The organism is Streptomyces sp. NBC_00647 (assembly GCF_045207245.1).
Lineage (GTDB): Bacteria > Actinomycetota > Actinomycetes > Streptomycetales > Streptomycetaceae > Streptomyces.
This window is the reverse complement of record NZ_CP109040.1, coordinates 630,696-643,676: the sequence shown is the minus strand read 5'-3', so window position 1 is coordinate 643,676 and position 12,981 is coordinate 630,696. Positions and strand designations below refer to the sequence as shown.

13 protein-coding genes are annotated in these 12,981 nt (G+C 72.1%); 12 read left to right on the top strand and 1 reads right to left on the bottom strand.

Annotated features, from left to right (window positions below):
• Position 1: 1 nt before the first annotated feature.
• The 11 genes from OG788_RS02735 to OG788_RS02685 are packed head-to-tail and all read left to right on the top strand — an operon-like array spanning position 2 to position 11,685.
• Positions 2-1,276, top strand: coding sequence for a glycosyltransferase (locus OG788_RS02735; protein ID WP_406368873.1), 1,275 nt, complete (start codon positions 2-4; stop codon positions 1,274-1,276).
• Complete coding sequence (locus tag OG788_RS02730; protein ID WP_351543205.1) at positions 1,273-2,508, top strand: class I SAM-dependent methyltransferase; 1,236 nt, start codon at positions 1,273-1,275, stop codon at positions 2,506-2,508. Before OG788_RS02735 ends, OG788_RS02730 begins: the two co-directional genes overlap by 4 nt.
• Positions 2,505-3,326 (top strand): glucose-1-phosphate cytidylyltransferase, encoded by an 822-nt coding sequence (locus OG788_RS02725; RefSeq protein WP_351543202.1) that lies wholly within the window; start codon positions 2,505-2,507, stop codon positions 3,324-3,326. The genes OG788_RS02730 and OG788_RS02725 overlap by 4 nt, the downstream gene beginning before the upstream one ends.
• Complete coding sequence (locus OG788_RS02720; protein WP_351543199.1) at positions 3,323-3,970, top strand: PIG-L deacetylase family protein; 648 nt, start codon at positions 3,323-3,325, stop codon at positions 3,968-3,970. The genes OG788_RS02725 and OG788_RS02720 overlap by 4 nt, the downstream gene beginning before the upstream one ends.
• A 3-nt stretch (positions 3,971-3,973) precedes the next feature.
• The gene (locus tag OG788_RS02715; RefSeq protein ID WP_406368872.1) at positions 3,974-4,999 is read left to right on the top strand and encodes an NAD-dependent epimerase/dehydratase family protein; all 1,026 of its coding nucleotides are present in this window, start codon (positions 3,974-3,976) and stop codon (positions 4,997-4,999) included.
• The gene (locus OG788_RS02710) at positions 4,996-6,270 is read left to right on the top strand and encodes a DUF4910 domain-containing protein (RefSeq protein ID WP_406368871.1); all 1,275 of its coding nucleotides are present in this window, start codon (positions 4,996-4,998) and stop codon (positions 6,268-6,270) included. The genes OG788_RS02715 and OG788_RS02710 overlap by 4 nt, the downstream gene beginning before the upstream one ends.
• 5 nt (positions 6,271-6,275) lie before the next feature.
• A complete protein-coding gene (locus tag OG788_RS02705; protein ID WP_406376652.1) occupies positions 6,276-7,565 on the top strand; it encodes a hypothetical protein in 1,290 nt (429 codons plus the stop codon).
• Positions 7,562-8,509 carry a glycosyltransferase family 2 protein gene (locus OG788_RS02700; RefSeq protein WP_351543187.1) on the top strand — a complete coding sequence of 316 codons (948 nt, stop codon included), beginning with the start codon at positions 7,562-7,564 and terminating at the stop codon, positions 8,507-8,509. Before OG788_RS02705 ends, OG788_RS02700 begins: the two co-directional genes overlap by 4 nt.
• Positions 8,506-9,738 carry a polysaccharide pyruvyl transferase family protein gene (locus tag OG788_RS02695; RefSeq protein WP_406368870.1) on the top strand — a complete coding sequence of 411 codons (1,233 nt, stop codon included), beginning with the start codon at positions 8,506-8,508 and terminating at the stop codon, positions 9,736-9,738. The genes OG788_RS02700 and OG788_RS02695 overlap by 4 nt, the downstream gene beginning before the upstream one ends.
• On the top strand, positions 9,735-10,286 hold the full coding sequence (rfbC, locus tag OG788_RS02690; protein ID WP_406368869.1) for a dTDP-4-dehydrorhamnose 3,5-epimerase: 552 nt from the start codon (positions 9,735-9,737) through the stop codon (positions 10,284-10,286). Before OG788_RS02695 ends, rfbC begins: the two co-directional genes overlap by 4 nt.
• 7 nt (positions 10,287-10,293) lie before the next feature.
• Complete coding sequence (locus tag OG788_RS02685; protein ID WP_406368868.1) at positions 10,294-11,685, top strand: glutamate-1-semialdehyde 2,1-aminomutase; 1,392 nt, start codon at positions 10,294-10,296, stop codon at positions 11,683-11,685.
• A gap of 12 nt (positions 11,686-11,697) precedes the next feature.
• Here the strand turns inward: OG788_RS02685 and OG788_RS02680 are convergent, their stop codons facing one another.
• Positions 11,698-12,378 carry a phosphatase PAP2 family protein gene (locus tag OG788_RS02680; protein ID WP_406368867.1) on the bottom strand — a complete coding sequence of 227 codons (681 nt, stop codon included), beginning with the start codon at positions 12,376-12,378 and terminating at the stop codon, positions 11,698-11,700.
• Positions 12,379-12,464: 86 nt separating this feature from the next.
• Here OG788_RS02680 and OG788_RS02675 point away from each other — a divergent pair, with 86 nt between their 5' ends.
• Positions 12,465-12,851: a hypothetical protein gene (locus tag OG788_RS02675; RefSeq protein WP_406368866.1), complete on the top strand. Its 387-nt coding sequence runs from the start codon at positions 12,465-12,467 to the stop codon at positions 12,849-12,851.
• The last annotated feature ends 130 nt before the right edge of the window (positions 12,852-12,981 follow it).

Here is a 12,981-nt window from a genome sequence, read left to right as displayed (position 1 = left end):
CATGCACGTCCTCGTGGTGCACAACCACTACGCCTCGGCGCAGCCGAGCGGGGAGAACAAGGTCGTCGACCAGGAGGTGGAGCTGCTGCGCGCGGCCGGCCACCGGGTCGAGGTGTTCGAGCGGCGCAGCGACGACATCGCCGCCCGGTCCCTCCTCGCCAAGGCGGCGCTGCCGCTCCTTGTGCCGTGGAACCCGGCGGTCCGCTCGGAACTCGCCGCCCGGCTGCGCACCGAGCGGCCGGACGTGGTCCACGTCCACAACGTCTTCCCGCTCCTGTCGCCCGCGGTCCTGGCCGCCTGCGCCGACGCCGGCGTGCCCGCCGTCGCCACACTGCACAACTACACCCAGGTCTGCCCTCCCGGCACGCTGCAGCGGAACGGCCGGCCGTGCACCGAGTGCGTCGGGACGACGCCGCTGCCCGCCGTCCGCCACGGCTGCTACCGGAACTCCCGCCTCGCGACGGTTCCGCTCGCGGTCAGCCTGTCGGTCAACCGGCGGCGCTGGTGGTCCGGCGTGGAGCGGTTCTTCTGCATCTCCGGGGCGCAGCGCGACGTCCTGGTGCGAGCCGGCATGCCGGCCGAACGGCTGGCGGTGAAGCACAACTTCGTGCCCGAGCCGGGCGCCCGACGAGAAGGCGCCGGCGAGCATCTGCTCTATCTCGGCCGGCTCGCGGAGGCCAAGGGTGTGCGGCTGCTCATGGCCGCGTGGGACGAGATCGCGGCGGACGGCGGTGTGGGCGTGCCGCTCGTGGTCGCCGGCTCGGGACCGCTGGAGGGAGAGGTGACCGCCTGGGCGGCGGGCCGGGACGACGTGCGGTATGTCGGCCTGTACGACCCGGCCCAGTGCCGGGAGGCCCTCGCGCGGTCGGTCGCCGTGGTGGCGCCCTCGACATGGCTTGAGGCGTTCGGCCTGGTGGTCGTGGAGGCGATGGCGGCGGGGGTCCCGGCCGTCGCCGCCGGTCATGGCGCCTTCGTCGAACTCGTCGAGGACGGGGTGACCGGGCTGCTGCACCGGCCGGGCGAGCCCGCCTCGCTCGCGTCCTGCATACGCCGGATCGCGGCCGACTCGGCCCGCAACCAGGAGATGGGCCAGGCGGCCCGACGCCGTTACGAGCAGGGGTTCAGCCCGGCCGTCGGCCTCGAGCGCCTGGTGGAGGGGTACCGCACCGCGATCGCGGGTCGGTCCGGCGGCGGAGACAGCGCGCCGCCGGTTGGGAACGGAAACGCTGGCTCGCGGCGGGGCACCCGCGCGAGCAGGGATGGGGGCAGTAGATGACACGATGCCGACTCTGCGGCTCGGCGACGCTCGCGAGCGTCGTCGATCTGGGGGCGACCCCGCCGTGCGAGAGTTTTCTCGCCGCGGACCAACTGGACACGCCGGAGCCGGCGTACCCGCTGCACCTGCGGGTCTGCACCGACTGCTGGCTCGCGCAGATCCCTCCGCTGATCACGCCGGAGGAGACGTTCAGCGAGTACGCGTACTTCTCCTCCTTCTCGACCTCCTGGGTGGAGCACGCGCGCACCTTCGTCGCCGACGCCGTACAGCGGGTGGGGCTCGGCCCCGACGCCTTCGTCGTCGAGGTCGCGAGCAACGACGGGTACCTGCTGAGGCACGTGGTGGACCGCGGGATCCGCTGCCTCGGCATCGAGCCCTCGGTGAACGTCGGCGCCACGGCGCGGGACGCCGGTGTGCCCACGCTCACCGAGTTCCTGTCCCCGGACACCGGCTCGGCCGTCCGCGCCGAGCACGGCCCGGCGGACCTGGTCGTGGCCAACAACGTGTACGCGCACATCCCCGACGTGGTCGGGTTCACCGAGGGGCTGCGCGCCCTGGTCGCCGACGACGGCTGGGTCTCCATCGAGGTGCAGCACCTGCTGACCCTGATCGAGGAGAACCAGTACGACACGATCTACCACGAGCACTTCCAGTACTACACGGTCGCGTCCGCGATCCGGGCACTGGCGAGCGGCGGACTCTCCCTCGTGGACGTCGAGTTGCTGCCGACGCACGGCGGCTCCATCCGGCTGTGGGCCCGGCCGACCGAGGTGGCCGGCGAGCCGACTTCGAGGGTGGCGGAGGTCCTGGACCGGGAGAAGGCCGCCGGGCTGCAGGAGCTGTCCGGGTACACCGAGTTCTCCGCTCGGGTGGCCAAGGTGCGCCGGGACCTGCTGCGGTTCCTCATCGACGCTGCCGAGCGCGGCGAGACCGTCGTCGGCTACGGCGCCCCGGGCAAGGGCAACACCCTGCTCAACCACTGCGGCATCCGGCCCGACCTGCTTCCGTACACGGTCGACCGCAACCCCTACAAGCACGGCAGGTTCACCCCGGGCACCCGCATCCCGATCCTGCCGCCCGAGCGGATAGCCGCCGACAGACCCGACTACGTCCTCGTCCTCCCGTGGAACCTGCGGGCCGAGCTGGTCGAGCAGCTGTCCTTCGTGAACGAGTGGGGCGGCCGGCTGGTCTTTCCCATCCCGGAACTGAGCATTGTCGAGGTCAAGTCGTGAAGGTCGTTCTGTTCTGCGGCGGTTACGGGCTGCGTATGCGCAGCGGAGCCTCCGACGACGTGCCCAAGCCGATGGCGATGGTCGGCCCGCGGCCGTTGATCTGGCACGTCATGCGCTACTACGCGTCCTTCGGGCACACGGAGTTCATCCTGTGCCTCGGGTACGGGGCGCACCACATCAAGAACTTCTTCCTCAACTACGAGGAGACGACGTCCAACGACTTCGTGCTGCGGGGCGGGCGGACCGAGCTGCTGTCCACCGACATCGCCGACTGGACGATCACGTTCGCGCAGACCGGCATCGAGTCGCCGATCGGGGAGCGGCTGCGCCGGGTGCGGCACCATCTGGACGGCGACGAGATGTTCCTCGCGAACTACGCCGACGTGCTCACCGACGCCCCGCTGCCGGAGATGATCGACCGGTTCGCGCGACGCGACGCCGGTGCGTCGATGTTGGTGGTGCCGCCGCAGTCGTCGTTCCACTGCGTGGACCTGGGCGAGGACGGCCTGGTGGGGGGCATCACCGCGGTGAGCGACATGCCGCTGTGGGAGAACGGCGGCTACTTCGTTCTCCGCCAGGAGGTCTTCGACCACATACCGGAGAACGGCGACCTGGTCGCCGACGGATGTGCCCAACTGGCCAAGCGCGGACGGTTGGTGGCGCATCAGCACCGCGGCTTCTGGAAGCCGACCGACACCGTGAAGGAGCGGGCCGCGCTGGACGACGCCTACGCCCGGGGCGACCGCCCGTGGGCCGTGTGGGAACGGGACGGCGCGAGCGCGACCGGCAGCAGGGACGGCGCCGGAGCGAGGGCGTGATCCGGCTCGGGGCCGGGCCCCTGGACCGGATCGTCGCGGTGGGCGCGCACTGCGACGACATCGCCATCGGCGCCGGCGGCACGCTGCTGACGCTGTGCCGCGCGCGGCCGGGTGTCCGCGTCGACGCACTGGTGCTCTCCGGCGGTGGCGGCGAGCGGGAGCAGGAGGAGCAGGCCGCGCTCGCGGCCTTCTGCCCGGGCGCCGATCTACGGCTGACCGTGCTCAAGCTGCCGGACGGCCGCATGCCCGCGCACTGGGAAGAGGCCAAGGCCGCGGTCGAGGAGCTGCGTCTGCGGACCGACCCGGATCTGATCCTCGCGCCGCGTACCGATGACGCGCACCAGGATCACCGCGGCCTGGCGCAACTGCTGCCCACCGCGTTCCGCGACCACCTCGTGCTCGGCTACGAGATCGTCAAGTGGGACGGCGATCTCGGCCGTCCGGCGGCGTACCAGCCGCTGTCGCCGGAGATCGCGGAACAGAAGGTGCGGCTGCTGCAGGAGCACTACCCCTCGCAACGGCACCGGTCCTGGTACGACCGGGAGGCCTTCCTCGGCCTTGCACGGATCCGCGGCATCGAATGCCACGCGCGCTACGCCGAGGCGTTCGCCGTCACCAAACTCACTCTGAACCTGGGGGAATGAACCTTGCGCGTACTGCTGACCGGACACCAGGGCTATCTGGGCACCGTGATGGCCCCGGTTCTCGCGGCCGCCGGGCACGAGGTCGTCGGTCTCGACGCCGGCCTCTTCGCCGACTGCGTCCTTGGCCCGCAGCCCGCGGACCCGCCGGGGTCTCGGGTGGACCTGCGCGACATCACGCCCGAACACGTGGCCGGGGTGGACGCGGTGATCCACCTGGCCGCGCTGTCCAACGACCCGCTGGGATCGCTGGCGCCGGAGCTCACCTACGACATCAACCACCACGCGTCCGTGCGGCTGGCCCGGCTGGCCCGCGACGCCGGAGTGCGGCGCTTCCTGTACGCGTCGACCTGCTCCGTCTACGGCGCCGCCGGCGGCGACGACCTGGTGGCCGAGGACGCCCCGCTGCGTCCGGTGACGCCGTACGCCGAGTCCAAGGTGCGGGTGGAGGACGACCTGCACGCGCTCGCCGACGGCGACTTCAGTCCGGTGTTCATGCGCAACGCCACCGCCTTCGGCTTCTCACCCCGGCTGCGCGCCGACATCGTGCTCAACAACCTGGTGGGCCACGCCCTGTTGTCCGGCGAAGTCCTCGTGCTCTCCGACGGCACACCCTGGCGGCCGCTGGTGCACGCCGCCGACATCGCACGGGCCTTCACGGCCGCGCTGACCGCGCCGCGCGAAGCGGTGCACGACCGGGCGTTCAACATCGGCAGCGAGATCAACAACGTCACGGTCGCCGAGATCGCCGACCAGGTCGCCGAGGCGGTGTCCGGTGCGAAAGTGGTGATCACCGGGGAGAACGGTGCCGATCCGCGGTCGTACCGCGTGGACTTCTCCCGGTTCCGCGCCGCGGTGCCGGGCTTCGACTGCGAGTGGACGGTGAAGCAGGGCGCGCTCGAACTCGCCGACGCCTACCGGAAACACGGGCTGACCCGGGAGGACTTCGAGCGACGCTTCACCCGGCTGGCCGTGCTGCGCGCGGCGTCCGACACCGGCAGCGTCGACGACACCCTGCGGTGGAGCCGATGACCACGGCCGGCGAAGAGATGCACGCGCTGGTGGAGCGGTTGTACCCGCTGTGCCGGAGCATCACCGGCGACGGTGTTCGCGCCACCCTGGAGATCATCGGCGAGTACATTCCGCTGCAGGTGCACGAGGTGCCGACCGGCACTCAGGTCCTCGACTGGACGGTGCCGCAGGAGTGGAACATCCGGGACGCCTACATCGCCGACACCGCGGGCAACCGGGTCGTCGACTTCGCCGCGTCCAGCCTCCACGTGCTCGGCTACAGCGTGCCGGTGTCGGCGAAAATGCCGCTGGCCGAGCTGCGTGAACACCTGCACACCCTGCCGGACCACCCGACCTGGGTGCCGTACCGCACCAGCTACTACACGCCGGAATGGGGATTCTGCCTGGCCCAGGAGACCTTGGACGCGCTGCCGGACGGCGAGTACGAGGTGCGCGTCGACTCCACACTCGCCGACGGCCACCTCACCTACGCCGAGTACGTGGTCCCCGGGCAGGTCCCCGACGAGGTGATCGTCTCCTGCCACGTCTGCCACCCGTCCCTGGCGAACGACAACCTGGCAGGCATCGCGGTGGCGACGTTCCTGGCCCGGGCGCTGGCGCAGGAGGAGCCTTACTACACCTACCGGTTCCTGTTCGCGCCCGGCACCATCGGGGCCCTCACCTGGCTGGCCCGTAACGCGGAGCGGGTGGAACGGGTCAAGCACGGCCTGGTGCTGGCCTGTGCCGGCGACCCCGGCCGGCTGACGTACAAGCAGAGCAGGCGCGGCGACGCGGAGATCGACCGGGTGATGGGGCATGTGCTGGCAGCCTCCGAACGCCCGCACCGCGTCGCCGAGTTCACTCCGTACGGCTACGACGAGCGGCAGTTCTGCTCGCCCGGGTTCGATCTCGGCGTGGGCTCGCTCAGCCGGACCCCGTACGCCGGCTACCCCGAGTACCACACCTCGGCCGACAACCCGGACTTCGTCTCCCCGGAGGCGATGGCGGACACGCTCGCCGTCTGCCGCGAGGCATTCGGCGTCCTCGACGCCAACCGGCGGTACGTCAACCTCAGCCCCTACGGCGAACCACAGCTGGGCCGACGCGGGTTGTACGACTCGCTCGGCGGCCGCAGCGACGCGAAGCAGGCCCAGATGGCCATGCTCTGGGTGCTCAGCCTCTCCGACGGAGAGCACAGCCTGCTGGACGTCGCCGAGCGGTCCGGGCTGCCGTTCGACACCGTCGCCGGCGCGGCCGACGCACTGCACGGCGCCGGGCTGATCAAGGCATGACGCCGATGACCACCGAGGGGGCGAAGACGACGACTCCGGCCGGATCCGCCCGGCGGGCCATCGTCGGCCGGCTGTCCTGGGGACTGGCCGACCAGGCGGCCTCCAGCATGACCAACTTCGCGGTGGGGATCTACGTGGCCCGCTCGCTGGGCGTGACCGCGTTCGGCGTGTTCGGCCTGGCCTGGGTGACCTACGGCGTGGTGCTCAGCGTCTCCCGCGGGCTGGCCACCGACCCGCTCGTGGTGCGTTTCAGCGGCGTACCGGACGCGTCCTGGCGCGGGGCGGTGGCCCGGTCGTCGGGTACCGCGCTCGGCGTCGGCGCAGCCATCGGCCTGGCGTGTCTGGCGGTCGGCCTTGCCTTGGGCGGCAGTGTGGGACCCGCGTTCGCCTGCCTCGGCGTCATCCTGCCGGGGCTGCTGCTCCAGGACGCCTGGCGGTACGCGTTCTTCGCCGCCGGCACCGGGCGGAAGGCGTTCGTCAACGACCTCGTGTGGGGCGTCGCGCTCGTCCCGGCCATGGTGGTGGCGGCCCGTGTGGGCAGCGTGGCCGCCTTCGTCCTCGCGTGGGGCGCGTCCGCCGCGGTCGCCGCGGTGTACGGCTGCCACCAGTCCGGCATCCGGCCCCGGATGGCCGGTGCGCGCGGGTGGCTGCGCGAGCAGCGCGATCTCAGCTACCGGTACCTGGTCGAGAACGTCGGCGTCAGCGGCGCGAGCCAGCTGCGGGCGTACGGGCTCGGCGCGATCGTCGGGGTCGGCGCGGTGGGTGCGGTCCGGGGCGCGGAGCTGCTGCTCGGCCCGTTCCTCGCCGTGCTGATGGGTCTTTCGCTGGTGACCGTCGCGGAGGCGGCACGGGTACTGCGGCGGGCCCCGCACCGACTGGCCAAGTTCTGCCTCCTGCTCGGTGCCGGGCAGGCCGTCGCCGCGCTGCTCTGGGGCGCGGCACTTCTGCTGGTGCCGGACCGCCTCGGCGCGTTCGTGCTCGGCGACGTCTGGAGCTCCGCCTCGGAGCTCATCGTGCCGGCCACGTTCGGCGTCGCGGGCGCCGGCCTCGGCACCGGCGCCGCGGCCGGCCTGCGCGCACTCGGCGCGGCCCGGCGCAGCCTGCGCAGCCAGTTGTTCGCCTCCTCCTGCTATGTCGGCGGCGGGCTCGGCGGGGCGGCCGTGGCCGGCACGGTCGGCTCGGCCTGGGGCGTCGCCGCCGCGACCGTCTGCAGCTCGGCCGTGTGGTGGCTGCAGCTGCGGCTCGCCCTGCGTGAGCGGCACCGCAATCCCATTCCCGAAGCGAGGACCTCATGACCGCGCAACCCAGGCTGAGCATCGGCCTGCCCGTCTACAACGGCGAGGAGTACCTCGCCGAGGCGCTCGACGCCCTGCTCGGCCAGACCTACGAGGACTTCGAGCTGGTCATCTCCGACAACGCCTCGACCGACGGGACCGAGGACATCTGCCGTCGGTACGCCGCGAAGGACTCGCGTATCCGGTACCTCCGGCTGCCCCGGAACATCGGCGCCGCGCCGAACCACAACCACGTGTTCACCGAGTGCCACGGTGAGCTGTTCAAGTGGGCCTCGCACGACGACCTGTACGCCCGGGACCTGCTGCAACGCTGCGTTCAGGCGCTGGACGAGCGGCCTGACGTCATCCTCGCGCACAGCGGCCAGGCGGTCATCGACGGCGACGGCCAGGTGAAGGTCCCGTACGAATACGGGCTCGCCACCGACTCGCCGCACCCGCCGGAGCGCTTCCGCAGTCTGCTGTTCGAGCCCGGTGGCGACGACTTCTACGGGGTGATGCGGGCCGACGTGCTGCGCCGGGTGAAGCCGCACGACAGCTACCACCACGCGGACCGCACGTTCGTCGCCGAGATCACCCTGCACGGGCCCTTCCACCAGGTGCCGGAGCTGTTGTACTTTCGCCGCGACCACCCCACCCGCGCCGAGCGGGCGAACCCGGGCAAGCGCTCGCGGTGCGTCAACCTGGACCCGCGCCGGGCAGGCGTGCTGCACCCGACGCCGCGGCTGCTCGCCGAGTACGTCTGGGGCTTCGCCTCGGCGATCCGGCGGGCGCCGTTGTCCCCGGCCGACCGGCGCGCGTGCTACCGCCACCTGGTCGCATGGATGACCAGCCGGGTCCGGCCCGGCGCGGGCGAGCGGGTCGAGGACCGCGCCCCGGTCGACCCGGCCCTGCTCACTGTCTCCGTCGACGCCCTCGTCGCCGGCCGCGAGGGGAGGCGGGCATGACGGCCGCGGACGAAACTCCTTTGCGTGTCGGGGTGTTCGGCCTGCTCGGCTCCGGCAATCTCGGCAATGACGGGTCGCTCGAGGCCGTACTGGGCTACCTCCGCGCCGAGCATCCCGAGGCGGTCGTGGACGCGCTGTGCGGCGGACCCGAGGTCGTTTCGACCCGGTACGGCATCCCCGCGACGCGGCTGCACTGGTACCGCGGGGAGTACCGGACCGCGTCGCGTGCGGGCTCGATCGCGGCCAAGGGTCTGGGTAAACTCGTCGACGCCGTGCGCACCGCCGCCTGGGTGCGCCGGCACGACGTGGTGATCGTGCCGGGCATGGGCGTCCTGGAGGCCACACTGCCCCTGCGGCCATGGGGATTCCCGTACTCGCTGTTCCTGCTCTGCGCGTCAGGCCGGCTGTTCGGCACCCGGGTCGCGCTGGTCGGTGTCGGCGCCGCCGCGATCGGAGATCGGCCGACCCGAGCCCTGGTGCGCTGGTCGGCGCGGCTGGCCACCTACCGGTCGTACCGGGACGCCCTGTCCCGCGACGCGATCCGGGCGATGGGCGTGGACACCGCGCGCGACGAGGTCTACCCGGACCTCGCCTTCGCCCTGCCGACGCCACCGCCGGACGCGCCCTCTCATGCGCCGGGCCAAGTCTGCGTCGGCGTCATGGACTTCCACGGCGGCAACGACGACCGCGCCCTGGCGGAGGAGATCCACCGGCGCTATCTCGACGGGACGACCCGCTTCGTCCGCGCGCTGGTCGAGGACGGCAGGCCGGTCCGGCTGCTCACCGGCGACGAGTGCGACGCGTCGGTGGTCGCCGCCGTCATCGAGGCGGTGGACTCGCCGCTGGTCACCGCCGCCGAGGCTTCCTCGCTCGCCGACCTGATGAAGGAGACGGCGGCTGCCGACACCGTGGTGGCCACCCGCTACCACAACCTGATCTGCGCGTTGAAGGTCGGAACGCCGACGCTCGCACTCAGCTACGCGGCGAAGAGCGACGCGCTCATGGCTCAGATGGGGCTGGAGGCGTATTGCCACCCGGCTCGCGAGGTCGACGCCGACCGTCTGCTCGAGCAGTTCCGGGAGATGGAGAAGCGTTCGGCGGAACTGCGGCGGATCCTCTCCGAGCGGAACCTGCTCGCCCTCCGGCAACTCGAGCACCAGTTCGCCGCTTTGACCTCGGCCCTGTTCCCGGCGGCCGACCACGCCCACGCTCTGCGGGAGGCTTCATGAAAGCGACCGAAGTCCCGGCGATCGCCGGCGCGTACCTCTTCGAGCCGACGCCCTACGCCGATGAACGCGGCTTCTTCTGCCGCACCTTCGACGCCGACGTGGTCCGCTCCGTGGGCCTCGACCCGGACGCCTTCGTCCAGGACAGCCTGTCCCGCTCGGTCCGGGGCGTGCTGCGCGGCCTGCACCTGCGCTCCGGCGCGGGCGAGGCCAAGCTGGTGCGGTGCTCGTACGGGAAGATCTTCGACGTCGTCGTGGACCTGCGGCCCGACTCGCCGACCTACCGCAACCGGGCCTTCTTCGAGCTGTCCGGCGAGACACAGGTGACCCTGTACATCCCGGCGGGGTGCGCGCACGGATTCCAGGCGCTGACCGAGACCGCCGACATCTCGTACCGGATCGACCGCCCGCACGATCCGGCCGAGGACGTGACGATCGCCTTCGACGACCCGGAGCTCGGCATCCCCTGGCCGCTGCCGGCCCCCTTGATGTCCTGGCGGGACCAGGAGGCGCCGAGACTCGCCGAGGCCCTGAAGCAGAAGGAGAGCTGAAGTCACCGTGGACACCGAAGAGTTCTTCCTGCCCCGGTCGCGGACGGCGAACGAGCGGCTGCACGCCATGATCCCCGGGGGCGCGCACACCTACGCCAAGGGCGACGACCAGTACCCCGAGAACCTGGCCCCGGTCATCAGCCACGGCCGCGGTGCCCACGTGTGGGACATCGACGGCAACCGCTACATCGAGTACGGCTCCGGACTGCGGTCGGTCAGCCTCGGCCACGCCCACCCACGGGTGATCGAGGCGGTGCGGCGGGAACTCGACCGCGGCAGCAACTTCGTCCGGCCGTCCATCGTGGAGGTCGAGGCCGCGGAGCGCTTCCTGGCCACGGTACCGACCGCCGAGATGGTGAAGTTCGCGAAGAACGGCTCCGACGTCACCACCGCCGCGGTGCGCCTCGCCCGCGCCGTCACCGGGCGCCCGCGCGTGGCCATCTGCGGCGACCATCCGTTCTTCTCCGTCGACGACTGGTTCATCGGCACCACGCCGATGCCCGCCGGCATCCCGGCGGCGACCACCGAGCTCACCGTGTCGTTCCCCTACGGGGACCTGGCCGCCACGGAGGAGCTGCTGACCCGGTACCAGGGAGAGATCGCCTGCCTGATCCTCGAACCTGTCGGTCACACCGAGCCTTCCCCGAACTCTCAACTTCTCCCCCAGCCTTCGGCCGGGAGGGGCCCCCAGAGCGGGGGAGACTCCGCTCCCGGGTACCTCGCCGGCCTGCGCGAGCTGGCCGACCGGCACGGCTGCGTCCTGATCTTCGATGAGATGATCACCGGCTTCCGCTGGTCCGAGGCGGGCGCCCAGGGCCTGTACGGCGTCGTGCCCGACCTCTCCACGTTCGGCAAGGCGCTGGGCAACGGTTTCGCCGTCTCCGCGCTGGCCGGACGCCGCGAACTGATGGAGCTGGGCGGGCTGCGTCACTCCCACGACCGGGTGTTCCTGCTGTCCACCACACACGGAGCGGAAACGCACTCCCTGGCAGCCGCGATGGCCGTGCAGACCACCTACGTCGAGGAGGGCGTCACCGCGCGGCTGCACGCCCTCGGCGAGCGGCTGGCCGCCGGTGTCCGCGACGCGGCGGCCAGCATGGGCGTCGGCGACCACATCGTCGTCCGGGGCCGGGCCAGCAACCTGGTCTTCGCCACCCTTGACGAGAACCGGCAGCCGTCGCAGCAGTACCGCACCCTGTTCCTGCGCCGGCTTCTCGCGGGCGGAGTGCTGGCCCCGTCGTTCGTGGTGAGCAGCGCGCTCGACGACGTGGACATCGACCGCACCGTCGACGTGGTGGCCCAGGCATGTGCGGTGTACCGGAAGGCACTGGACGCCGGCGACCCCACCCCCTGGCTGGGCGGGCGGCCGGTGAAGCCCGTGTTCCGCCGTTTGGCGTGACGTGACGTGACGTCAGGGACGCTCGCGCCGCCCGGCGTCGGCCGACCGGCCGGCCAGCCGGTCGGCCGTCCGGTCGATCAGCCACGCGGTCGCCGGTATCACCGCCAGCGCGGTGCACCAGCCGCCGAGGACGTCGGTCGGGTAGTGCGCGCCCAGGGCGACCTGCGCCAGTCCCATCGCGGCGCCGGCGACCAGCGCCGAGGCGATCACGAGTAAGGTGCCGGCCGTCCTGCCGAGGCCGAGCCGGCCGGTCGCGAGCAGCGCCCCCATGAGGGCGAGCGCGGTGGCGAAGGCGGTGTGCCCGCTCGGGTAGGACAGGTTGTCGCCGTGGATGGTGCGTCCCACCAGGGACTTGAGCAGCGTCGTCGTCCCCACGGCCGCGCAGACGCCGGTAACGACGAGCACCGCCGCGCGAGGACGCCGAAGCAGCAGGCAGCCTGCCACGGCGGCCACGATCAGCATCGCCGCTCCGGCGGGCTCCCCCCAGAAGTCCGTGGCCAGAGCGACGTTTCGCCACGGCGGCCGCACATTCTCCACCGCCGGCTGGATCCACCCGTCCACCCTGCCGGGCCGGCTGTGGCCGGCGTACAGGACGCCGAGCACGGTGACCGCCAGCGCGGCGAGGGCCGCGATCAGCCCGAGCCACACGCGTAGCGACGGGGGCAGCGTCGCGGGCGCCGGCCGGCCGGTCACACGCCCACCGCGTCCGGTCGACCTGCGGTAGTGGCCGTCTTGTCCGCCGTGCGCCGTGTCGGGCGTTGCGGGACGGCGTCGCAGCCGTGCCGGCGCCCCGGGCCCGCGGCAAGACGCCGACCGCGTCGGTGGAGCCGGCGACCGCGCCCCACGACGGCGGGGCGTTGGCTCCGCACGGCTCCGGTGCCCGGAAGTCGGGGCACGCGACGGCCTATTGCCCCCTGCCGCCCGCCGACATGGCCGGGATCGTCAGCCCGTTCGGGATCATCAGGCTGTACGTGCTGCGCGGCTGGACCGAGCAGGATGGCAAACCCGTGAAGCACGAACTGGTCCTGGCCGACTTCCCGGTCCGCTCCGGCCAGGCGATCCAACGCGAGCCCCTCCGTCGTGTCCGTCTCACCCGTCAGATGCCACAACCGCCTGGCGGAGAACCGCTCCTGGCCTGTACGACTCCGCTGGAGCCGGAAGCCTGAGCGGCCCCCAACTCGCCGGTCTGGCCATCACCCCCGGCCAGGGGCATCGGGATCAGCCTCTGCCGGTCACCCTAACCAATAATCCGGCCGCACGAGCAGTGCCAGACAACTCGGCGCGGAGCGGGGGGAG

Excerpts from the sequence above, each read along its gene's own strand:
- OG788_RS02705 (WP_406376652.1), top strand. The coding sequence starts at position 6,276 with ATGACCACCGAGGGGGCGAAGACGACGACTCCGGCCGGATCCGCCCGG.
- OG788_RS02700 (WP_351543187.1), top strand. The coding sequence starts at position 7,562 with ATGACCGCGCAACCCAGGCTGAGCATCGGCCTGCCCGTCTACAACGGC.
- OG788_RS02730 (WP_351543205.1), top strand. The coding sequence starts at position 1,273 with ATGACACGATGCCGACTCTGCGGCTCGGCGACGCTCGCGAGCGTCGTC.
- rfbC (WP_406368869.1), top strand. The coding sequence starts at position 9,735 with ATGAAAGCGACCGAAGTCCCGGCGATCGCCGGCGCGTACCTCTTCGAG.
- OG788_RS02735 (WP_406368873.1), top strand. The coding sequence starts at position 2 with ATGCACGTCCTCGTGGTGCACAACCACTACGCCTCGGCGCAGCCGAGC.
- OG788_RS02695 (WP_406368870.1), top strand. The coding sequence starts at position 8,506 with ATGACGGCCGCGGACGAAACTCCTTTGCGTGTCGGGGTGTTCGGCCTG.
- OG788_RS02710 (WP_406368871.1), top strand. The coding sequence starts at position 4,996 with ATGACCACGGCCGGCGAAGAGATGCACGCGCTGGTGGAGCGGTTGTAC.